This is a genomic window from Gordonia sp. PvP123, from assembly GCF_040547295.1.
Lineage (GTDB): Bacteria > Actinomycetota > Actinomycetes > Mycobacteriales > Mycobacteriaceae > Gordonia > Gordonia terrae.
Window position 1 is genome coordinate 26,855 of the sequence record NZ_JBEPPN010000007.1, and the last position, 21,456, is coordinate 48,310.

Sequence of the window (21,456 nt, forward strand, 5' to 3'; positions counted from 1 at the left end):
TCAACCACAAAATTGGAACGTGTTCTAGTGGGTGTTTCTTGCTTGTGTCGATGCCCGACGCATCGCGCGCCGACCAGCACACAACGACCTGGGCGCGAGTGCTCGCGCCCAGGTCGGAGGGTTGTTGCCGTCAGGAAGACGCGTCAGTCGGCCAGGCCGGCGTCCTTGCTGCCGTAGCTCTGGCGAAGAGTCGGCTTGACGACCTTGCCACCGGCGTTGCGCGGCAGTTCGTCGACGATGACGAGGTCCTTCGGGTGCTTGAAGCGCGCGAGGTTCTCGTTGAGGTACGGCTCGAGGTCGGCGAGGGTCAGATCCTCCACACCTTCGGCGAGAACGACGACCGCGACGGGCACCTCGCCCCACTTCTCGTGTGCGCGACCGATGATCGCCGCCTCGGTGATGCTCGGGTGACCGAAGAGCGCGTTCTCCACCTCGGCGCAGTAGATGTTCTCGCCACCGGAGATGATCATGTCCTTGGCGCGGTCGACGACATAGAGGAAGCCCTCCTCGTCCGCGCGGACCAGGTCGCCGGAGTGGAACCAGCCACCCGCGAACGCATCCGCCGTGCCCTGCTCGTTCTGCCAGTACCCCTTCATCATGTTCGGGCCCCGGTAGACGATCTCGCCGACCTCACCCTGCGCGACGTCGTTCCCCTCGGGATCGACGATGCGCGCGGTGACCGCGGGGACGACCTTGCCGATGGAGCCGATCTTGCGCAGGGCGTCCTTGCCCTCGAGCACACAGGTGATGGGCGACATCTCGCTCTGCCCGAAGACGGCGACGTTCAGGGCGTCGGGGAAGGTCTCGTTCATCGCATTCAGGACGGTGTCCGACGCCGGGGCGGCACCCCAGCTGATCACCCGGAGCTTGAGGTCACGCGGTTTGGCCTGCTGCGCGGCGCAGACGGCCTGCCACTGCGCGGGTACCAGGAAGATCGAGGTGGTGCCCTCTTTCTCGATGGTGTCGAGCATGTCGTTGGGGTCGAACGCACCGAGCGGATGGATCACCGAGAGCGCACCCATGTAGAACAGCGGCGCCATCGCGCCGAGGCCGGCGATGTGGAACATGGGCGCGACGCAGGAGCCGATGTCGTCGGACCGCGTCTGCAGAGCCTGCAGACAGGTGACGGCCTGCGCCTGCATGTTCGTGTGGGTGAGCATGGCGCCCTTGGGCTTTCCGGTCGTGCCCGAGGTGTACATGATCAGCGCGACGGTCTCCTCGGGAACGTCGATCTCCTCGAGATCCGAGGAGTCCTCGGCAACGAGCGACTCGTAATCGAGGTGGTTCTCCTTGTCCGACCCGCCGACCACGATGGTGTGCTCGATCGCGCCGGTGGAGGCGGCCGCGGCGTCGGCCAGCGGTGCCAGCAGGGTCTCGGTGACGATCACCTTGGCACCGCTGTCGTCGACGAGGAAGGCGACCTCGGCCGGGCTCATCCGGATGTTCACCGGCACCGGGATGGCGCCGATCAGGTTGGCGCCGAGGACCGCCTCGACGTACTCCGAGCGATTGAGCAGGACGATCAGGACGCGATCGCCGAACTGCACACCGCGTCGGCTCAGTGCGGCGGCGAAGGCCCGGCTGCGCTCGTCGAGCTCCTTCCAGGTGGTGACGTTGCCCAAGAACTTCAGGGCCGGCTTGTCCGGGGTCATGAAGGCGTGCCGGCGGATCTGGTTGTTCCAGTGGTTGCGGCGCGAGCGCAGTGGCTCGGTGGCCAGGTCGCTGAAGGTGTCGACGGTCGCGGTCATACGATCGGTCTCCTCGTTGTCTTTCTGATGGTGGGGTCGGGAACGGTTGTGGTGCAGTGCGTCCGGTGCGACGCAGCGCTCACTTGGAGGCGCCGGCGAACGCGGTGATCGCCGCCTGGAACTCCGGGGACTGGAGCAGTTCGGTCTGGCCGTCGAGTTCTCGCTCGATCGCGGCGTCGAACCCGGCCATCGTGTGGGCATCGAGCGCGGCTTTCGTGAGCCGTAGCGCGGCGGGGCTCTTGGTCGCAAGCTTGTGCGCCACCGTGCCGACCACCTCGTCGAGCGCGGCGCGGTCGTCGACGACCCCGTTGACGAGTCCGGCGTCGAGAGCCTCCGACGCTCGGAGCTTCTCGCCGAGCAGCGCCAACTCGTTGGCACGTACGCGGCCCACCGCCGTGGCGAACGACATCGACGCGGCGCCGTCGGGCATCAGACCGATGTTGACGAACGCGAGCAGGAAGTACGACCGTGCCGTCGTGTAGATGAGATCGGCACCGAGCGCGAGCGATGCGCCGATTCCGGCGGCTGCGCCGTCGACGGAGGCGATCACCGGGACCGGGACCGATCGCACGGCGCGCAGGAGATCGGAGCCCCCGGAGATGATCTGCCGGGCCTGGTCGCGGGTGAACCCGGACGCGCCGCCCTCCGTCGACCTCTCGGCGAAGCCCCGGACGTCGGCACCGGCGCTGAAACTGCCGCCCGCGCCGTCGATCACGACCACGCGGACGTCGTCCCGAGACGACCACTCCGCCAACGTGTCCTCGATCGCCTGATGCGCCCCGCCGTCGAGGGCGTTCATCCGTTCGGGTCGCGAGATCGTCAGCCGCCCGATCCCGGAATCGTCCACGGACGTCACCACTCCGCCGTGCGTGCTCTCGTCGCTCACTACCTCTCCCCACTCATGCCGGTTTCGATAGACACAGCTCCCCACATCTGTGCCATCGCTAAGATTACTATCACAGTGCGACGCAGATCACGAGAATTCTCGTTAACTTATCAGCTGCGATTGAGCGCTTCTACTGCTGTTTTGGTCCGAGCGGCCGAAATGTGTCACGAGAACGTGGTCTCCGGTTAGGCTGTGTCGTCATGACCGCCCGCCCGCAGACGTCGCGTCCCGAATCGGACGCCCGGCGTCGCCGTCCAGCCGATCGGCGACGCATGATCGTCGACTCCGCGGCGAAGGCGTTCAGCGACGGCGGATATCACGCGGTGCGTCTCGACGACATCGCCGAGGCCGTCGGCATCTCCACGCCTGCGCTGTACCGGCACTTTCCGAACAAGTACGCACTGTTCGCCGAGACCACCGCCGAACTCGCCACCGGTCTGCGCGACGTCCTCGACACCGTTCCCGAGGGGACGCCGGCGGAGTTGCACGCGCTCCTCGAGGCGATCACCGCCACCTCGTTCGACAACCGGCGCCGCGGGGGGCTGTATCGATGGGAATCGCGGTATCTCGAGCCGGCCGACGCCGCGATCGTCCGCGACGTCGTCGTCCACCAGCACCGACGCGTACGCGCGGCCGCCCGTCGGCTGCGGCCGTCTCTCGGCGAGGTCGACGCCAACCTCATGGCGGCCGCGATGATCAGCGTCGCGGCGAGTCCGACGACGCACCGCGCCGCGTTGGCGGCCCGCGACGCGACGGCACTGATGAGCTGCGCCGCGGCCGGCCTGCTCGACGTCGACCTCCCCGAGTCCACCGAACCGGAGCCGCCGACGGTCGCCGGCCTCGCGCCCGCAGCCAAGCGCGAGGTCATCCTCACCGAGGCGATCGAACTCTTCGCCGCTCGCGGCTTCCGCGACGTGACGATCGAGGACATCGCGCATGCGGCCGAGCTGCCCGCTTCGGGTGTGTATCGCTACTTCCCCAGCAAGGTCGCAATCCTCGAGGCATCGTTCTGGCGCGCCACCGACCGGGTCACGTCGGCGATCGCCGACGCCCTCGCCGCGTCGACGACGCCCCGGGAGGCGATCGTCGCAATCCTCGCCGCCTACATCCGGTTGAGTTCCAGCACAACAGATCTGATCGCGATCTACGAAACCGAGATCGGGCACACGACCCCGGAGGTACGCGCGGAACTCCGCAACCAGCAACGGATCACCGTCGACGAGTTCGCCACCTGGCTCACCCGCGACCGCGACGAACTGTCGCTCTCCCAGGCCCGGTTCCTCGTGCATGCGGCGCTCAACGTGGTCACCGACCTGTCCCGCCAGTCCCCACCGCCCTCACCCGAGCGGATCGAGGCGCTCGCGATGCGCATCCTGCTGCACGGCTGAACTCCCTCACAGCACGGCGAAGTCGTCCATCAGCCACCGGCCGTCCTGCTCGACGAGAGTGACCTTGACCCGCGACTGGTACGGGAATCCGTCGGGGAACTCCTGGGCGGTCTGCGGGGACTTCAGGGTCTGGTCGAGCGTCACCAGCACCACCGCCTTGCCGTCGTCCAATGACATGATGCCCGCGTTGTCGGCCTGCGCCGTCGAGACCGATTCCGCCGCAGTCGATCCGCGTCGGGCGTCCTGCGAGGACTCGATGTATGTCTGGGTGAAGGCGGGCGTCGAGATCTCTCGGATCCGCCGATCGAGGTCGGCATAGTCGGCGGAGTTGTAGGTGGAGATCTCGGCCGCGTACCGACGCGCGGTCTCGAGAAGCGATGTGGAGGCGCCGGCCGAAGCGCTGGTCCCGGCCCGCTCGTCGGCGTCGACATAGGCCACCGCGAGTACTGCGGTCGACGCTGCGAGGACGACGACAGCCACGATCAGCCCGATCACGGCCCAGGGCCGGGCACCGACCGCCGCTGTCCATCCGGTCCACCGCGAGCCACGGCGGCGGTCCGCGGCGGGATCGATCTTGCGTGGGGTCCGGTCCGCGACGGGCTCGGCGGACGGCGACGCCGCGTCCGGGCTCGGGACCTCCGAGTCCGTCAGACCCGTGCCGGTCGAGTCGGGTGCCGAGTCGCCGCCGCCGGAACCGGAACCTGTTGTGCCACTCCTACGCTCGGCCTTGCGCGCTGCTTTCGCCGCCTTGGCCTCGGCCTCCGCGCGGTACTTGTCGCGGTTGCTGCGGTTGGCCTCGAGGAACTCGTTGCCGTCGAGGGGGGTCACCGGTTCGCCGTCGCTCGCCGACGTCGCCCGCCGCGGTCCGGAGACGACGGGCTGATCGGACTCGGCGCCGGATTCGGTGGATGCGGGGTCGGGCTGATCGGACGTGGAACGCGACTTCGGCATGCGTTCAATGTAGCGAGACGGTCGCGGCCGGTTCGTCTCGCTGCCGGATCAGCGGCACTCGGTCACAGACTGCCGAGGTCCAGCGACACCCACTGCGTCGGCTCGAGGAACAGTTTCGTCTGCGGACCGTGGTCCTTCTCAGCCATCTCCACGTAGGGTTCGACCGCCTGGGGCGGAAGATAGCGCGACGCCATCTCCTGCAGGTCGGCGCGGGTGCCGGCGACCAGGTCGACCGCATCCCCCGACACCGCCACGTACATCAGCCGCGGCGACACCTCGTCGACCATGAGCGTGAACCGCCCGGCCGCCCGGATGAGCTGCAGTTTGCGCGACTCGGTTCCGGTGAGCAGCCAGGGCCGACCGCCCGGCTCGTAGTGGTACCAGATCGGGACGGTCAGGGGCGCCCGGCCGGGCTCGGCCTCCACCGACAGCGCCGCGACGTGGGGTTCGGACAGAAACGCTTCTCGTTCGGATCTCGTGAGTGCCATGTGCCGACGGTAGACCGAACCGCCGACATCCCGTCCGGGTTCGACGACCCCGGACGGGATGCCCTCGCTACTTCCAGGGCTCGAGGACCTCGGCGGCGCGTTCGGCGAGCACCATCTGGAAGATCGGCCCGAAACTGACGCGAGCGACGCCGAGTTCGGCGAATGCCGACTTCGAGTTCTTGGTCGGATGTCCGATCGCGTTGACCGGCAACGGCAGCTCCGCGGTGAGTCGCTTCTGTGTGGCGTCGTCGTGGAAACCGACCGGGTACAGCACGTCCGCACCGGCTCGGGCGGCCAGCTTCAGTCGCTCGATGGCGCGCTCGACGCGGTCGGAGTCGTCCCCGACCTGCTTCACGAAGAGGTCGGTGCGCGCGTTGATCACCACGTGCACGTCGGTGGCGTCGGACGCCGCCCGCAACGCGCCCACGAAGTCGGCGTGCTCCTGGGCCTCGCGAAGCCGTCCGCCCTCGCTGTGCACGGTGTCCTCGATGTTCAGACCGACGGCACCCGCCGCGATCAGTCCGTCGATGAGCGTCTTCGGGTCTTCCCCGTATCCGGATTCGATGTCGACGGAGATCGGGACGTCGACGGCGGCGGTGATCTGCCGGATGCGGGTGGTCAGTTCGTCGAACGTGATGCCCTCGTTGTCGGGCTTGCCGATGGAATCCGACACCGGATGACTGCCGACCGTCAGCGCCGTGAATCCCGCGGAGACCGCGAGGTTCGCCGACCAGGCATCCCACACGGTGGGCAGGATGACCGGGTTACCGGGCTGGTGGAGTTCGAGCAGAGTCGTGGCCTTGCTGGAGAGTTCCGTCATGGTCCCTACAACTACGCCGATCGGCGGGCGCATTCCACCGACGCCGCGATCCGGTTGTGGTTTGTCCCGGCTACCGGGACAAACCGCAACCGGATCGAGGTGCGGTCGACGGGCCGGCGCTACTTGCGCCAGAACAGGTGATGCGTGACCCCGCTGGAGCTGGGGACCGACTCATGATGGTACCGGTCGTCGAGTTCCTCGGGCGTCTCCCAGAGCTTCAGCCCGGTTCCGATCGTGACGGGCGCGACCGCGATGTGCAGGGTATCGATCAGACCGGCGTCGAGGAATTCCCGCACGGTGCTGACACCCCCGCCGACGCGAACATCGCGACCGTCGGCCGCGGCCTTCGCCTGCTCGGCGGCCTCGGCCGGTGTGGCGTCGAGAAAGTGGAATGTGGTGTCGCTCAGTGTGAACGACGGTCGCACATGGTGCGTCAGCACGAAGACGGGTGTGTGAAAAGGCGGTTCGTCGCCCCACCACCCCTGCCACTCATGGTCCGTCCACGGACCGCGTTGGTAGCCGAACTTGTTGCGGCCCATGATCTCCGCGCCGATGTTGTGGGCGAAGTCGCGAGTGAAGTAGTCGTCGAGGCCGCGGGTGCCACCCGGGTCGGTCCGGTTGGGCCAGCTCGCGGTGGCACCCGCCCACGACATCAGTTCCCACGGCTCGACCCGGTCACCGAAGGGGCGGTCGAACGTCTGGTTCTCCCCCGCCCCCACCCCGTCCTGCGAGATGGAGAAGTTCTGGACTCTCAGTAGCTGCGGCATGGTTTTCCGTTCCCGTCGTCTGTCGGCACGAGCAATCTATGCGGACAGACCCGATGGCGCCGGAAAACTCATCGTTGCGACTCGGACCGGACCACATCGGGCAACCATCGTGAGACGGAGGTTCAGCCGAGCACCTGCGCGATGACGTCCGCGACGGGAGTCGACGACCGGCCGGTGAGCGACTTGAGATCGCCGGAGTCGGTGTCCAGCTCTCCGCGGCTGATACCGGCGTCGGAGCTCGCCAGCATCGTGGCGACCGGTTCGGGCAGACCTGCGCTGACGAGAGTGGCCTGGTACTCGGCTTCGGAGAGGTCGCGGTACTCGACTGTCGCACCGGAGGCCGCACTGATCGCGCGGGCGAGCTCGCCGTAGGTCAGTCGCTCGTCACCGCCGAGCTCGTAGACCTTGCCTGCCTGATCGGAACCGGCGGTGAGTACGGCTGCGGCCGCGGCCGCGTAATCGGCGCGTGCCGCAGCCGCGAGGCGTCCGTCGCCGGCAGCACCGAAAAGCACCCCGGTCGACACCGCCTGCGGAATGGCCCCCAGGTAGTTCTCCCAGTACCAGCCGTTGCGCAGGATCACGGCGGGAACCGATGACTCGCGCAGCCTGGCTTCGGTGGCGACGTGCTCGGGAGCCAGACTCAGACCGCTCGTATCCGCGTGTAGCAGGCTGGTGTACGCGATGAGCGCGACGCCGTTGGCCTCGGCGGCCTCGATCACGTTGGTGTGCTGGGCGAGACGTCGCCCGACCTCCGACCCGGAGATCAGCAGCAACTTGTCGACTCCGGCGAGCGCGTTCCGCAGCGAGTCCGGATCGTCGTAGTCGGCGACCCGGACCGTGACGCCCTGTGACGCGAGTTTCGACGCCTTCGACTCATCGCGGACGATCGCGACGATGTCGCCGGCGACGACGCCGCGACCGAGCAACTCCTCGATCACCAGGCCGCCGAGATGTCCTGTCGCGCCGGTCACTGCTGTGGTCATTGTGTCCTCTTCTCTTCGGGGTTGGTGACCACAGTATGCACTAACTTTTCGTAAGTGCAATACTAACTGTTAGCAAGATCTCGACCCTTGGGCTACCGTTGAACCCGTGACCGAGATCAGCGACGAGTCCCTCGAGGCGGACGTCTTCGCCCGGGACTGCTCGTCGCGGACGACGCTGCAGACCGTCACCGGACGCTGGGGCAGCCTCGTGCTGCTCGCCTTGGGCGAGAGCAACTATCGGTTCAGCGCGCTCCGTCGGCGCGTCGACGGCGTCAGTGAGCGGATGCTGTCGCAGACCCTGCAGAACCTCGAGCGCGACGGCATGATCGTCCGCACCGTCCTCGAGGCCATCCCGCCGAAGGTCGAGTATCACCTCACCCCGCTGGGCCGGCAGGTGGCCGACCACCTGAGCGGACTCATCGAACTCGTGCAGGACAACATGCCCGTCGTCCGGGACGCCCAGGCCCGCTACGAGGAGCGACGCGGCGCCGGAGACTGAAATCCACCTCGTCGGGTACACGTAGATACGTAGGAGTTCGACGACGAGAGGAGCGACCGATGACGTCACCGGAAACCGACCTGCCGATCGAGGCCAGCGAGGCCGATGCGATCGAGCAAGCCCAGCCGACGGACCCCGAACCCGGCTCCGGACCGGCCCCGACGGTGCCATTCGACGCCGATCCCGCGGATGTGGCCGAGCAGGCCACCGAGGTCGAGACCGACCCCGAGGACTACCCGCGCGAATAGGGCGGTCGTCCACCCCGTACGCGAGGGGCACATCCTCTGCTCGGCAGGTGATGTGCCCCTCCGTTCGCGTTATCGGCTCTTGCTCTTTGCCGAACGCCGATCGTCATCGTCGTCCCGCTCGAAACGCTGGCGTTGCCGAGCCCCATAAGTCGCTGCCCGCACGGCGTCGTCATCCTCCATGCCTGAACCGAGCGCACCGCCCAACGTGGCCACCGATGCCACCAGCCAGGCCATCACCATCAGAGTCCAGAAGTCCACCGGATCCCCGATCTGGTCGGTGACCATGTCGGGCGGTATCGTCCACCACGCTGTGAGGAGCAGCAGGAAGAACACGACTATGTAGAAGACGATGACACCGATCGTCAGGGTGACGACGGTGGACATGTTGTACAGCACCGCCCGTTCGCGCTCTTCCGGCGACGGCGGCCGTTCCCACAGGTCGTGCTCGATGATCAGCCAGGCGATCAGCGCGGCAATCGACAGAGCAGTGGCCACACTCAGTCGCCACGGCCCCATCATGTCGGACAATTGCCACATGGTCCCGTATGCGAGACTCACTGCGCCGGTGGCGAAAGCAGCCATCATCACCTTCGACATACCGGCGACCACGCGCCACGGCCGATTGGCGTAGACCATGCCCGCGAGCAGCCGAAGACGCGACAGTCTGGACGGCGCGAGATAGTGCACGACGTCGTCGTCCTGCACCCGATGAATGCGTTCAGTTGCCGGCTGCTCATCCGTTTCGCTGGACACCTCGGCAACGACCATTCGCGCCAGATCCCTCGTGCGGCGTTCGACGGATGCAGCCCCCATCCCCGGAATCGAGATCACCCCCAGCCGTTTCGAGAGGTGGATCTCGGCGACGAGCGGGGTCGTCCCCGATCGGCGCACGAGGTCGGTGAGGTAGATGACGACGTCCTCGCTCGCGGAATCGGGATCCACCGTGCCGACCACGTCGGAGAAGTCGGTGTCTTCGTCGATCGGATACGCGTGACTTCGGGTCGAGACCTGCCGGCCGACGGCGCTTTCGCTGTCCGCCGACAAGGATTCGGACAGCCGCTTGCCGATCGCCTCCGTCGCGCCGGGATCGGCGATCACCAGAACAGATTGTGACGATGGGTCTGTGTGCATGCAGGGGCGCCTACCCCCGCCGCCGGGCCGCGAAACGAACGGTGGTCCGAAAGCAGAAAGCCCGTCGCCTGCTCTTGCAGGTGACGGGCTGTTCTGCTCCCCCAACTGGACTCGAACCAGTAACCGTTCGATTAACAGTCGAATGCTCTGCCAATTGAGCTATGGGGGATTGCCGCGGCTCTGTTCGGCACCCTCGGGGGCTTCACCAGAACCGAGGTCAGACTCTAGCGCATCGTCGCGCCGGAGAACAAAACGCGCGGTCAGCCGTCTAGGCGTGGCGGTGACCGACTGACCGTCGACCACGATGGGACGAACGCGCGACCCCTTCATCTGCGTGTTCGTCGCCGGCCGCTTGCGAGCCCCGTGGCCCGCCGCGCCAGATGGTCGACACTTGTGCACGCACGCGTCTCCGACCGTTCCCCGGGTGTGCGGTAGTGTCCTCTCCCGCAGGACGCAAGACCTGCGCGGGGAGTTAGCTCAGTCGGTTAGAGCCGCGGACTCATAATCCGTAGGTCGCGGGTTCGAGCCCCGCACTCCCCACTCATGAGGCACCGGACTGGTGTACGAGTTCCCCGACGTCAGCCACCCAGCGCCGGGGGCACCTCCGCAGAATCGGCCATCACCGAAGACCCACTCAGTGCGTTGTTGGCACGCCGCTCCACGAGCAGCGGCACGAAGTCGCGGACATCGATGCCGTCGAAGTGCCGATACGCGGCCTCGACGGCCTCGGCGACCTCTTCGGGCTTCTTGTCGGTGTACATCCCGATCAGGCGGTGCTGCACCTCGGTGACCTGCCTGCGCTCGTCATTGGCGTCCACGCTCCCACGGTAGGCAGCCGCCGGCGGACTCGCAGCCGGGAGCACGAACCGTCGTCGACTGTTCAACTCCGGTTCGGGTTCATCGCTCCACTAGACACCAGTACTCGCTCTCACCGGGGATCGGTGTGAGCCGGACCTCGCCACCGCCGGGCCGGTCGAACAACCGTACGCCCGCGCCGAGAAACACCGGGACGAAGAACACGAACACCTCGTCGAGCAACCCGTGATCGATCATCTGTCGCGCGACATCGGCACCGATCACGGTGATATAGGCGTCGCCCGCGATCGCGGTGGCGGTCTCGACCGCCTCGTGCAGATCGGACACGAAGGTGACGCCATCGACGGGGTCGGCGGGTGGGTTGTGCGTGAGAACAACAGCGGGCCCGTCATATTCGCCACCGAACGCACCTTCGCGGTCGGTGCCCTTGTTGGGATCATCGCCGCGGAACGAGCGATTGCCGACCAGCAGTGCGCCGGTGCCGCGCATCAACCGTGCGGCGGCATCGTCCGCTGCAGTGGACGCCGGCTGCCCGTCGGCGGGCACGTCGAAGAATCGGGTCAGCCACGACATGTCGCCACCGGGTCCGGCGATGAACCCGTCGAGTGATGCCGTCGCCGAGAAGATCGTTGTCGCCATGGATTCCTGCCTCCGTCGGTCGCGTGGGGGGTGCCGACGGGGTAGACCTCGGCGGGGGCGGGAACTCATCGCCGCGGGGGCTGCGCTCGTCGCCGGGTCGACCCGCGAGGACGGCTCCACCTGCGGGATCAGCCCGCGCCGACGATGGGGTCGACGGCCTGTTCCAGCAGGCTCCGACGATAGGCCTCGAGTGCGACGAGATCGCCGAAGACCGCGTTGTAGCCGTCGGGATCGTCGCTGGGCGCCATCCGGCGCAGTCGCGACTTGATGTCGGCGATCTGCGTGCCCACCCACACCTCCTGCAGGCGCGCCAGCACGCTGGAGATGTAGCGGGCGATGTTGTCCTCGTCGACCGGCATCGATTCGACGGCGAGCTCGGTCACGAGCGGGTCGATGATCGGATCGTCCACGGCATTGCGCACGGCGTCGACCCAGGCGGCGCCACCGAGACCGGCCGATGTCCCGCCGAGACCGGTCATCGCCTGGCGGATGACCGCGTACGCCGGCTCGTTGAAGCACTCGACGGGCAGCGAGTCGAACACCGTGCCGGCGATCGCCGGATACTGCAGCGCGGCCTTCAGCGCCTCCCGCTGCGGCCACAGGCGCGGATCGTTGGGTTGCGGCCGCGCGGAGGTCGGGGCCGACTCGGCCTCCGGTCGGTTGCGGGCACCGCGCGTGGCTCCCCGACCACCGGATGGGCTGACGCCCTGCGCTTTCCGGATTCTGGCGCCCTCCTCGCGCACGCGCCCGAGAACCTGGGAGACCTCTTCCCACCCGACCCAGCCCGCGAGCTGCCGGGCGTACTCGTCGCGCAGTGCGATGTCCTTGATCCGAGCGACCACCGGCACGGTGTCGCGCAGGGCGTGCACGCGACCTTCGGCGGTGTCGAGGTCATGTCCGGCGAGCAGCGCCTTGATCGCGAACTCGAACATCGGCACCCGGCGCGCGATCAGGTCGCGGACGGCCGCGTCCCCCTTCTCCTGGCGCAGTTCGCAGGGGTCCATGCCGTCGGGTGCGATCGCCACGAAGGTCTGTCCCGAGATCGACTGCTCCCCCTCGAATGCCTTGAGGGCAGCCGCTTTTCCGGCGTCGTCGCCGTCGAAGGTGTAGATGACCTCGCCGCGGAAGTACGAGTCGTCCATCATCAGACGCCGGATCAGAGCCAGGTGATCCTCACCGAACGCGGTGCCGCAGGACGCGACCGCGGTGGTCACACCGGCCAGATGCATCGCCATCACGTCGGTGTAACCCTCGACGACCACGACCTGATGGCCCTTGGCGATGCTCTTTTTCGCGTGATCGAGACCGAACAGCACCTGAGACTTCTTGTACAGCATGGTCTCCGGCGTGTTCATGTACTTGCCGAGGTTGTCGTCGTCGAAGAGCTTGCGGGCACCGAAGCCGATGATGTCGCCGGCGAGATTGCGGATCGGCCACAGCAGGCGGCGGTGGAACCGGTCGATCGGACCCTTGCGTCCCTGCTTCGACAGCCCGGCCGCCTCGAGCTCGCTGAACTCGAACCCCTGCGACAGCAGCGCCTTGGTCATCGTGTCCCAGCCGGCAGGCGCGTAGCCACAACCGAATTGGACGGCCGCCACCGCGTCGAAGTCGCGTTCCTTCAGATAGTCGCGCGCCGGTTGCGCCTCCGGTGACTGCAGCGCGGCGGCATAGAACTTCGCGGCAGCCGCGTTGGCCGCCACCAGACGGGCGCGTGTCCCGCGGTCGCGCTTGATGGCGGTGCCGCCGCCCTCGTAGTTGATCTGGTAACCGATCCGGTCGGCGAGTTGCTCGACCGCCTCCACGAAGCTGATGTGTTCCTGCTTCTGCAGGAAGCTGTAGACGTCCCCGCCCTCGCCGCAGCCGAAGCAGTGGAAGTGTCCGTGGTTGGGCCGTACGTGGAATGACGGCGATTTCTCGTCGTGGAACGGACACAGCCCCTTGAGGCTGTCGGCACCGGCCCGACGCAGCGCGACGTAATCGCCGACGATGTCCTCGATCCTCGTCTGCTCACGGATCGCCGTGATGTCGCGATCGGGAATTCGGCCTGCCACGCGACCAGTGTAGTGACGCCGGTGAAGCCGCCCGGCCGGGTGCGTCGACGACCCGCTCCCCGGCCCTAACCCAGGTGCGCTTGCGCCCCCGAATTGTGCTTGTCGGTGCGCTCGAGCCGGCCTTCGGTCATCGACGCGATCTGGTCGACGATGACGCGCATGCGGGCGGCGTCGTCGGACGCGGCGTTCCACCACGGCACGAAAATCGGGTCCAGACCGCCGGGCGCCGCCTCGACGAACCAGTTCGCCACGCGGTGGATGCGTTCCCGCTGACGACGTTGGGTCGCCTTGTGGCGCTCGTTGGAGAAGATGAACCGCAGTGCCAGGGTCTTGAGCATCGACACCTCGGCGGCGATGAGTTCCGGTACCTCGAGGTCGGCGTCGTAGCGCGACACCGGCCGACCCCCGACCACCTCGCGGGTCCCGGTGATCGCCGCCGACGCGAAGCGCCCGATGAATTCACTGGTCAACCGTTTGAGTGCGACATAGGAGTCGAGAGTTCCGTCGAAGACACCCACCGAACGCACGATGTCCATCCGGTGCAAGCGCGCCGCGGCGTCGACGAGCGCCTCGGGATCGAGGCCGGGGAACTCCTTGGCACCGATGTCGGCCAGCGCGCGCTGATCCTGCGGGTCCCCGAGCGTCCGCAGATCGATGCGGCCGCCGATCACGCCGTCCTCGAGGTCGTGCACGGAGTACGCGACGTCGTCGGACCAGTCCATGATCTGGGCTTCGACGCATTGCCGGGTCCCGGGCGCATCCCGACGGATCCAGGCGAGCATGCCGGCGTCGTCGTCGTAGGCCCCGAACTTCCCGCCCGGGGTACGCCGGGTCCACGGATACTTCAGGGTCGCGTCCAACGAGGCACGGGTGAGATTCAGGCCGGCACTGTGCCCGTCGGCATCGAGCAGCTTGGGTTCCAGCCTCGTCAGGATTCGGAGGTTCTGGGCGTTGCCCTCGAAACCACCGTGATCCGCGGCCACCTCGTCGAGCGCGCGTTCGCCGTTGTGTCCGTACGGCGGATGCCCGATGTCGTGGGCGAGTCCGGCGAGTTCGACGAGGTCGGGTTCGGCGCCGAGGCCGATGGCGATGCCCCGGCCGATCTGTCCGACCTCGAGCGAATGCGTGAGCCGGGTGCGGGGCGTGTCACCTTCTCGCGGACCGACGACCTGTGTCTTGTCGGCCAGCCGGCGAAGCGCCGCGGAGTGCAGGACCCGCGCCCGATCTCGGGCGAAGTCGCTCCGATGATCGGTCCGCGTGCCGGGCAGGCTCGCGACCTTGGCTCCCTCGGGAACGAATCGCTCGACGGCTTCGTCGCCGTACGCGGCCACCGCCGGGAGAACATGACCGACGGTCTCGGGCCCCTGGCGGGTGTCAGTCAAGCACCCAGCCCCGGGCGACGGCGAAGTCGGTGACGCGCTGCCGGATCGCCACGATCTGGCGTGCGGTGAGGGCGCCGTCGGCGTCGAGCAGCAGTTCGGTCAGCTCCTCGGTGAACGCGGCGGAGTCCAGCGAGCCGCCACCGCGCGGCCGACGGCTGCCGCGGTCGTCGTGGCGTCCGCGGTCGCCCCGATCTCGGCCGTGATGCTCGTCGCGGCGGTGCGCCCGGGCGCCCGCGGCGTCGTCGGCGGGTGCGGCCTCGGTCACTGCGACGTTGATCGCCTTGGAACCCCGATCGGTCTCCTCGACGTCGAAAGACACCTTCGCGCCGGGCTTCAACGAGTTCTCATCGATGTCGATGTCGTTGATGTGGAGGAACACATCGGCGCCGCCCGACTCCGGCGCCAAGAACCCGAATCCCCGATTCGCGTCGTAATGAACGACTTTCCCGCTGACAGACACGACTCCACTCACTCTCTCGTCACGCGCACGACGGACCCCATGCCCTACTCCACGCGACAACTCGCCATCAAGTGTGACAGACATCCGCAGGTCAGGCGGAATCGTGGGCGTACGTCCCGAGGCGCTGCGACAGTTCTCAGGCGCCGAGCAGCTTGCCACCGAGATACTCGGCGACCTTGTCGAGCGCGACCCGCTCCTGACTCATGGTGTCCCGTTCACGCACCGTGACGGCCTGGTCGTCGAGGGTGTCGAAGTCGACGGTCACGCAGAACGGGGTGCCGATCTCGTCCTGTCGGCGGTAGCGCTTGCCGATGCCCTGCGCGTCGTCGAACTCGACGTTCCAGTGCTTGCGGAGTTCGGCGGCGAGGTCGCGGGCCTTCGGCGAGAGCTTCTCGTTGCGCGAGAGCGGCAGCACGGCGACCTTGATCGGTGCCAGCCGCCGGTCGAGCCGCAGGACGGTGCGAGTGTCGGTGCCGCCCTTCGCGTTCGGGACCTCTTCCTCGGTGTAGGCATCGCACAGGAACGCCATCAGCGAGCGGGTCAGGCCGGCAGCCGGTTCGATGACGAACGGGGTGTAGCGCTCGCCCGACGCCTGATCGAAGAACGACAGGTCCTCGCCCGAGTGCTTGCTGTGCGTCGACAGGTCGTAGTCGGTGCGGTTGGCGACACCTTCGAGTTCGCCCCACGGGTTACCGGTGAAGCCGAACTTGTACTCGACGTCCACGGTCCGCTTGGAGTAGTGCGACAACTTCTCCTTGGGGTGATCGTAGAGCCGCAGGTTCTCCGGATCGATGCCCAGGTTCACGTACCAGTCGAACCGCTGGTCGATCCAGTACTGGTGCCATTCCTCGTCCTCGCCCGGCTTGACGAAGAACTCCATCTCCATCTGCTCGAACTCGCGGGTCCGGAAGATGAAGTTGCCGGGGGTGATCTCGTTGCGGAAGCTCTTGCCGATCTGGGCGATGCCGAACGGCGGCTTCTTGCGCGCAGTGGTCATCACGTTCTTGAAGTTCACGAAGATGCCCTGGGCGGTTTCGGGACGCAGGTAGTGCAGGCCCTCCTCGTCGTCGACGGGACCGAGGAACGTCTTCATCAGACCGCTGAAGGCCTTGGGCTCGGTCCAGTTGCCGGGCTGCCCGGTCTCCGGGTCGTTGATGTCGGCCAGGCCGTTGGCCGGCGGATGCCCGTGCTTGGCCTCGTAGGCCTCGATGAGGTGGTCGGCGCGGTAGCGCTTGTGGGTGTGCAGCGACTCGACGAGGGGGTCGGTGAACACCTCGACGTGGCCGGAGGCCTCCCAGACCTGGCGCGGCAGGATGACCGACGAATCGAGACCCACGACGTCCTCGCGGCTGATGACCATCGTGCGCCACCACTGCCGCTTGATGTTCTCCTTGAGTTCGACGCCGAGCGGGCCGTAATCCCAGGCCGACTTGGTACCGCCGTAGATCTCACCGCACTGGTAGACCAGGCCCCGACGCTTGGCGAGGTTGACGACGGATTCCACATTGGACTGGGCGGCCACGGTTAACTGCTCTCCACGGGTTGAGGTGTTCGGCTGGGACGGTCGTGCTGATGCTCGGTGCTCGGCGTGCATCCACGAGATGCAGGCGGCAACCCGTACAGACTACCGAGCAGGTGTCCTGTTTCCCGAAAGCACCGGCAACTCCGGTCGTCGCCGCGAACCGTTGGGCGCACGCCGGCGTTCCGGAACTGCGACAGTGGCAGGGTGATCGTTCGAGTACGACGACGCGTCGGCGTCCCTGTTCCGGCGCGGCATGGCCGGCCGACGTTCCTGGCAGCGTCACTGGCACTGGTACTGGCACTCGTCGCGGGGTGCGCGGACGAACAGCCCACAGAGGTCGATCGGCCCTCTTCGGCGCCGGTGTCGACCCCCTCGCCCGCACCCCCGGTCGCCGAGGTCACCCCGAACGCGCTGGGCGAGGCGGTCACCATCGAGAACGTGATGGCCCACGTTCGCGCCTTCCAGCAGATCGCCGACAACAACGGCGGCAACCGCGCAGCCGGCACATCCGGGTATGACGCATCGCTCGACTACGTCGCGGGGCTGCTCCGCACGGCGGGTTTCGACGTGACCACGACGCCGGTCGACTACGAGCGCTTCGACGCCGGGCCGGTGAGCCTGACGGCCGACGACCTGAAGGTCGCGACGCGCATCGTCGAGTACTCGGCAGGCACGGGTGACACCCCGGTCACCGCCGCGCCCGTGACCGTCGACGGGCTCGGATGCGCGAGCACCGACTTCCCGGGGGCGGTGCGCGGGTCGGTCGCCGTGATCTCGCGCGGCACCTGCACCTTCGCCGACAAGGCACGCAACGCGCAGTCCGCCGGTGCGGTCGGGGCGATCATGGTCAACAACGAACCCGGCCCGCTCACGGGCGCCACGCTCGGGCCGGATGACCGCCCCACGATCCCCGTCCTCGGCGTCTCCGCCGACGACGCCGAGCGGGTGCGGTCGGCTGGATCGGTGACGCTCTCGGTCGAGGCGGAGACCACCGGCATCCGCACGCGCAACCTGATCGCCGAGACCCGGACGGGCACCGCCGACGACGTCGTGCTGGCCGGCGCGCACCTCGACAGCGTCGTCGAAGGGCCCGGCATCAACGACAACGCGAGCGGCAGCGCGGCTGTCCTCGAGACCGCGCTGCGGCTCGGCTCGTCCCCGCGCGTTGCGCACCGGGTGCGGTTCGCGTTCTGGGGCGCCGAAGAGGACGGCCTGGTGGGTTCCTCGGAGTACGTCCGGGGACTCGACCCGGCCGGCCGCGCGGCGGTCGCCCTGTACTTGAACTTCGACATGCTCGCGTCGCCCAACGGCGGTTACTTCACCTACGACGGGGACGATTCCGAACGCGAGGGAGCCGGCCCCGGCCCGGACGGCTCCGGGGGCATCGAGCGGACCTTCGAGAAGTTCTACGCCGATCGGGGCATCCCCCTCGCACCCGACGACTTCGACGGCCGCTCCGACTACGGTCCGTTCATCGCGGTGGGCATCCCCTCCGGCGGGGCGTTCACCGGCGCGGAGACCGAGAAGAACGAGGCGCAGGCCGAGCTGTGGGGCGGCCGCGCGGGAGAGCCCTTCGACCCCGACTATCACACGGCGCGCGACACCCTCGACAACATCGACACCGACCTCCTGGCCGTCAACTCCTCCGCGGTCGCGTTCGCGGTGGCGACGTACGCGCTGTCGACCGCGGGCGCGGACGGGGTTCCCCCCGTCGCCGACCGCCGTCGCGCGAACGGCGGCTGACCAGCCACGCGACCCGGGCATGGATTGAAAACCATTTCCGTTAGAATGGTCGGATCAGTGGCGCGAGCCAGGCGAGAGGAGCGCGATGTCGACCCAACCGTTGGACGGGCCCGACCCCGTCGAGGCGGCCGATGCCGCGGCCCGGGAAGCCGCCGCCGACCTCCTGCGTGCCCTCGCCTCCCCCACTCGCGTCGCGATCGTGCTGTCCCTGCGCGAGCGGGTGCAGTGCGTCCATGAACTCGTCGGGCACCTGGGTCTGAGTCAGCCGCTGGTCAGTCAGCACCTGCGTGTCCTCAAGGACGCCGGCGTGGTCCGCGGCCAGCGCAACGGCCGCGAGATCACCTACGAACTGCTCGACGATCACGTCGCCCACATCGTCGGCGACGCCCTGATCCACGCGAACGAGACCCACGACGGCCGCGCGATGCCGACCGACGCCTCCCGGGCGGTGAACGAATGAGCGGGGTCGCCTCCGGACCGCAGCCGGTCACCGGCATCCGGTCGACGCGCCAGCGGGCCGCGATCGCCGACGCCCTGGCCGGCACCGAGGACTTCTGTTCCGCCCAGGAGTTGCACGAGATCCTCAAGGCCCGCGGTGAATCGATCGGCCTGACGACGGTCTACCGCAATCTCCAGGCGCTGAGCCAGGCCGGCCAGATCGATGTGCTGTGGGACGGCTCCGGTGAGACGCGCTACCGCCATTGTTCGTCGGGACACCACCATCACCTCGTGTGCCGCGACTGCGGAACCACCGTCGAGGTCCAGGCCGAGCCGGTCGAGCGATGGGCCGCGAAGATCGCCGCGCAGCACGGCTTCACCGACATCAACCACACCGTCGAGGTCTTCGGCCGCTGCGGTGATTGCCGGGTTGCCGAGAGCGACTGAGCAGGGAGCGGAGGGGCGGTCGCGTCAGGCGGAAGCCGGACCCATCAGCCGCTCGGCGGCGTCGACCCCGGCGGCGAGCACGATGTGCAACACCGTCAGCAGTGGTACGTCGTCGAGCTGGTTTGCCGGAAACGTGTAGTACTGCAACACATCCGTGGTGACCCCGGCACGATCGGAGCGTCGGAGGCTGCCGAAACTGAGCTGGGCTGCGCACGCCTCGACATCGTCGCGCAGGCTCGGCGTGTTGGGCAGGTCCATCGCGACCATCTGAGTCATGGCCAGCACGTCGAGGCCGTCGGCCAGCGTGAGTACGCGGATCGATGCGCGCGTCGGACCGACCTGTACCACCAGCGAATCGGCGTCGGGACGGTCGACGGGCCCGAGTTCGGCGACGATCTCGGCCGTCCGGTCGAGGAGCGTGGCGGCATCGGTCACGACGGCTTCACCCCGCCGAAACGCCGGTCGCGCGATGCATATTCGAGGCAGGCGGCCCACAGGTCACGGCGGTCGAAGTCCGGAAAGAGCTTCTCCTGGTAGACCATCTCCGCGTACGCCGACTGCCACAGCAGGAAATTCGAGATGCGCTGCTCCCCCGAGGGACGCAGGAAGAGGTCGACGTCGGGCATGTCCGGCTCGTCGAGGTATCGCGCGAACGTCGACTCCGAGATCCGCTCGGGATCGATCTCTCCCCGGGCCGCCCGGCGGGCGATCTCCCGTGCGGCGTCGGCGATCTCGGCGCGGCCGCCGTAGTTGACGCACATCGTCAGCGTCATCGCGGTGTTGTCCCTGGTCATCTCCTCGGCGATCTCGAGTTCACGGATCACGCTGCGCCACAAGCGCGGCCGGCGTCCGGCCCACCGCACGCGGACACCCATCTCGTGCATCTCGTCGCGCCGCCGACGGATGACGTCGCGATTGAAGCCCATGAGGAACCGCACCTCGTCGGGGCTGCGGGACCAGTTCTCGGTGGAGAAGGCGTAAGCCGACAACCAGCCCACACCCAATTCGATACAGCCGCACACGGTGTCCATCAGCACGGCCTCGCCGCGCTTGTGTCCTTCGGTGCGCGGGAGTCCGCGATCGGTGGCCCAGCGGCCGTTGCCGTCCATCACCAGTGCCACGTGCTTGGGTACGAACTCGGCGGGGATGGCCGGCGGGCGCGCGCCGCTCGGGTGCGGGTCGGGCGGCCGAACGTCGCCACGGGGGCTCGCGGACTTCCGCCCTCTCGCGGAACTACCCGGCCGCAACGCCATCGTCGACTCTCCTCACACCCACGTCCACACCTGTGTCCATCAGCCTATGAGGCGCGGTGCGCTCGATCAGAGGCAGGGTTCGGAGCTGCCGTTCGAGATGCCACTGCAGGTGCGCGGCGGTGAGCCCGCTGGCCTGACGGCGCAGCGACGGCGTCGAGTCGGTCACGTGATCCCACTGACCGCGGAACAACGCGTCCATGAGGTCGAGCACGCCGGGCGACGGTGTCGCCGAACCCGGCGGGCGACAGGGCAGGCACACTGCACCACCCGCGGCGACGTGGAAGGCGCGATGCGGCCCCGGCGTCGCGCATCGTGCGCACTCCTCCAGGGCCGGCATCCAGCCCGCGCTGTACATGGCGCGCAGCAGATAGGCATCGAGGATCAGTTCACGCGGTCGTCGGTCGTCGGCCAGCGCCTCCAGTGCCCCCACCGTCAGCCGGTGCAGCTGGCGGGTGGGAGCGCGCTCTTCGCCCGCCAGACGCTCCGCGGTCTCGAGGACCGCGCAGGCCGTCGTGTAGCGCCCGTAATCGGCGACGATGCGATCGGCGAAGGCGTGCAGGCTGTGCACCTGGGTGACCACGTCGAGGCTGCGCCCCGGATACAGATGTACATCGATGTGGGCGAAGGGTTCGAGCCGGGCGCCGAATTTCGAGCGGGTCCGCCGGACGCCCTTGGCGACCGCGCGCACGAGGCCGTGTTCGGCGGTGAGCAGCGTGATGATGCGGTCGGCTTCGCCCAGCTTGTGCTGGCGCAACACGACGGCCTCATCCCGGTAGAACCTCACCGGGGCATTCTC

General features: G+C 67.9%; 23 protein-coding genes and 2 tRNA genes. 7 read left to right on the top strand and 18 right to left on the bottom strand.

Annotation, left to right across the window (positions count from 1 at the left end; all coding sequences use genetic code 11):
- Positions 1-143 precede the first annotated feature (143 nt).
- Both fadD5 and ABIC25_RS14850 read right to left on the bottom strand, forming a co-directional pair.
- Positions 144-1,748 carry a fatty-acid--CoA ligase FadD5 gene (fadD5, locus tag ABIC25_RS14845; protein WP_004022990.1) on the bottom strand — a complete coding sequence of 535 codons (1,605 nt, stop codon included), beginning with the start codon at positions 1,746-1,748 and terminating at the stop codon, positions 144-146.
- Between the two features lie 79 nt (positions 1,749-1,827).
- On the bottom strand, positions 1,828-2,634 hold the full coding sequence (locus ABIC25_RS14850; protein ID WP_101819388.1) for an enoyl-CoA hydratase-related protein: 807 nt from the start codon (positions 2,632-2,634) through the stop codon (positions 1,828-1,830).
- 200 nt (positions 2,635-2,834) lie between these two features.
- On the opposite strand from ABIC25_RS14850, the gene ABIC25_RS14855 reads away from it, so the two are divergent.
- Positions 2,835-4,022 carry a TetR/AcrR family transcriptional regulator gene (locus ABIC25_RS14855; protein WP_354562063.1) on the top strand — a complete coding sequence of 396 codons (1,188 nt, stop codon included), beginning with the start codon at positions 2,835-2,837 and terminating at the stop codon, positions 4,020-4,022.
- Positions 4,023-4,028: 6 nt separating this feature from the next.
- On the opposite strand, the gene ABIC25_RS14860 is transcribed toward ABIC25_RS14855, so the two are convergent.
- The 5 genes from ABIC25_RS14860 to ABIC25_RS14880 form a co-directional block, all read right to left on the bottom strand.
- The gene (locus tag ABIC25_RS14860) at positions 4,029-4,973 is read right to left on the bottom strand and encodes a hypothetical protein (RefSeq protein WP_354562065.1); all 945 of its coding nucleotides are present in this window, start codon (positions 4,971-4,973) and stop codon (positions 4,029-4,031) included.
- Positions 4,974-5,035: 62 nt separating this feature from the next.
- Positions 5,036-5,461, bottom strand: a complete 426-nt coding sequence (locus ABIC25_RS14865; protein ID WP_064570603.1) for a pyridoxamine 5'-phosphate oxidase family protein — start codon at positions 5,459-5,461, stop codon at positions 5,036-5,038.
- 67 nt (positions 5,462-5,528) lie between these two features.
- On the bottom strand, positions 5,529-6,281 hold the full coding sequence (locus ABIC25_RS14870) for an isocitrate lyase/PEP mutase family protein (protein WP_354562066.1): 753 nt from the start codon (positions 6,279-6,281) through the stop codon (positions 5,529-5,531).
- A 119-nt stretch (positions 6,282-6,400) separates the two neighbouring features.
- Positions 6,401-7,048, bottom strand: coding sequence for a dihydrofolate reductase family protein (locus tag ABIC25_RS14875; RefSeq protein WP_033203947.1), 648 nt, complete (start codon positions 7,046-7,048; stop codon positions 6,401-6,403).
- A 122-nt stretch (positions 7,049-7,170) separates the two neighbouring features.
- Complete coding sequence (locus tag ABIC25_RS14880; protein ID WP_354562068.1) at positions 7,171-8,031, bottom strand: SDR family oxidoreductase; 861 nt, start codon at positions 8,029-8,031, stop codon at positions 7,171-7,173.
- A gap of 106 nt (positions 8,032-8,137) precedes the next feature.
- Here ABIC25_RS14880 and ABIC25_RS14885 point away from each other — a divergent pair, with 106 nt between their 5' ends.
- Positions 8,138-8,530 carry a winged helix-turn-helix transcriptional regulator gene (locus ABIC25_RS14885; RefSeq protein ID WP_354562069.1) on the top strand — a complete coding sequence of 131 codons (393 nt, stop codon included), beginning with the start codon at positions 8,138-8,140 and terminating at the stop codon, positions 8,528-8,530.
- Between the two features lie 59 nt (positions 8,531-8,589).
- The gene (locus ABIC25_RS14890; RefSeq protein WP_354562070.1) at positions 8,590-8,778 is read left to right on the top strand and encodes an Rv3202a family protein; all 189 of its coding nucleotides are present in this window, start codon (positions 8,590-8,592) and stop codon (positions 8,776-8,778) included.
- 69 nt (positions 8,779-8,847) lie between these two features.
- Here ABIC25_RS14890 and ABIC25_RS14895 read toward each other — a convergent pair whose 3' ends face one another.
- Positions 8,848-9,909 (bottom strand): hypothetical protein, encoded by a 1,062-nt coding sequence (locus ABIC25_RS14895; protein ID WP_354562071.1) that lies wholly within the window; start codon positions 9,907-9,909, stop codon positions 8,848-8,850.
- A 96-nt stretch (positions 9,910-10,005) separates the two neighbouring features.
- Positions 10,006-10,078, bottom strand: a tRNA-Asn gene (locus ABIC25_RS14900).
- A 297-nt stretch (positions 10,079-10,375) separates the two neighbouring features.
- Between ABIC25_RS14900 and ABIC25_RS14905 the strand changes: the two genes are divergently transcribed.
- A tRNA-Ile gene (locus ABIC25_RS14905) sits at positions 10,376-10,449 on the top strand.
- Positions 10,450-10,487: 38 nt separating this feature from the next.
- Here ABIC25_RS14905 and ABIC25_RS14910 read toward each other — a convergent pair.
- From ABIC25_RS14910 to ABIC25_RS14935, 6 genes are all read right to left on the bottom strand, one after another.
- Positions 10,488-10,727: a three-helix bundle dimerization domain-containing protein gene (locus tag ABIC25_RS14910; protein ID WP_086537459.1), complete on the bottom strand. Its 240-nt coding sequence runs from the start codon at positions 10,725-10,727 to the stop codon at positions 10,488-10,490.
- Positions 10,728-10,806: 79 nt separating this feature from the next.
- Complete coding sequence (locus ABIC25_RS14915; protein WP_239401176.1) at positions 10,807-11,364, bottom strand: dihydrofolate reductase family protein; 558 nt, start codon at positions 11,362-11,364, stop codon at positions 10,807-10,809.
- Between the two features lie 128 nt (positions 11,365-11,492).
- Positions 11,493-13,415, bottom strand: a complete 1,923-nt coding sequence (dnaG, locus tag ABIC25_RS14920; RefSeq protein WP_354562072.1) for a DNA primase — start codon at positions 13,413-13,415, stop codon at positions 11,493-11,495.
- A gap of 65 nt (positions 13,416-13,480) precedes the next feature.
- Entirely contained in the window at positions 13,481-14,797 is a 1,317-nt protein-coding gene (locus ABIC25_RS14925) for a deoxyguanosinetriphosphate triphosphohydrolase (RefSeq protein ID WP_004023002.1), read from the bottom strand.
- Positions 14,790-15,257 carry a cold-shock protein gene (locus ABIC25_RS14930; protein ID WP_354562073.1) on the bottom strand — a complete coding sequence of 156 codons (468 nt, stop codon included), beginning with the start codon at positions 15,255-15,257 and terminating at the stop codon, positions 14,790-14,792. Before ABIC25_RS14930 ends, ABIC25_RS14925 begins: the two co-directional genes overlap by 8 nt.
- A gap of 136 nt (positions 15,258-15,393) precedes the next feature.
- Complete coding sequence (locus tag ABIC25_RS14935) at positions 15,394-16,779, bottom strand: glycine--tRNA ligase (RefSeq protein ID WP_004023004.1); 1,386 nt, start codon at positions 16,777-16,779, stop codon at positions 15,394-15,396.
- A 204-nt stretch (positions 16,780-16,983) separates the two neighbouring features.
- Here ABIC25_RS14935 and ABIC25_RS14940 point away from each other — a divergent pair, with 204 nt between their 5' ends.
- From ABIC25_RS14940 to ABIC25_RS14950, 3 genes are all read left to right on the top strand, one after another.
- Positions 16,984-18,522: a M28 family metallopeptidase gene (locus ABIC25_RS14940; protein ID WP_354562075.1), complete on the top strand. Its 1,539-nt coding sequence runs from the start codon at positions 16,984-16,986 to the stop codon at positions 18,520-18,522.
- A gap of 85 nt (positions 18,523-18,607) precedes the next feature.
- Complete coding sequence (locus tag ABIC25_RS14945; protein WP_354562076.1) at positions 18,608-18,982, top strand: ArsR/SmtB family transcription factor; 375 nt, start codon at positions 18,608-18,610, stop codon at positions 18,980-18,982.
- Positions 18,979-19,407 (top strand): Fur family transcriptional regulator, encoded by a 429-nt coding sequence (locus ABIC25_RS14950; RefSeq protein ID WP_101819379.1) that lies wholly within the window; start codon positions 18,979-18,981, stop codon positions 19,405-19,407. The genes ABIC25_RS14945 and ABIC25_RS14950 overlap by 4 nt, the downstream gene beginning before the upstream one ends.
- A 24-nt stretch (positions 19,408-19,431) precedes the next feature.
- Here the strand turns inward: ABIC25_RS14950 and ABIC25_RS14955 are convergent, their stop codons facing one another.
- The 3 genes from ABIC25_RS14955 to recO are packed head-to-tail and all read right to left on the bottom strand — an operon-like array spanning position 19,432 to position 21,444.
- Positions 19,432-19,842: a hypothetical protein gene (locus ABIC25_RS14955; RefSeq protein ID WP_354562078.1), complete on the bottom strand. Its 411-nt coding sequence runs from the start codon at positions 19,840-19,842 to the stop codon at positions 19,432-19,434.
- On the bottom strand, positions 19,839-20,660 hold the full coding sequence (locus ABIC25_RS14960) for an isoprenyl transferase (protein ID WP_004023009.1): 822 nt from the start codon (positions 20,658-20,660) through the stop codon (positions 19,839-19,841). The genes ABIC25_RS14955 and ABIC25_RS14960 overlap by 4 nt, the downstream gene beginning before the upstream one ends.
- Positions 20,641-21,444 (bottom strand): DNA repair protein RecO, encoded by an 804-nt coding sequence (recO, locus tag ABIC25_RS14965; RefSeq protein WP_004023010.1) that lies wholly within the window; start codon positions 21,442-21,444, stop codon positions 20,641-20,643. Before recO ends, ABIC25_RS14960 begins: the two co-directional genes overlap by 20 nt.
- Between the last annotated feature and the right edge of the window lie 12 nt (positions 21,445-21,456).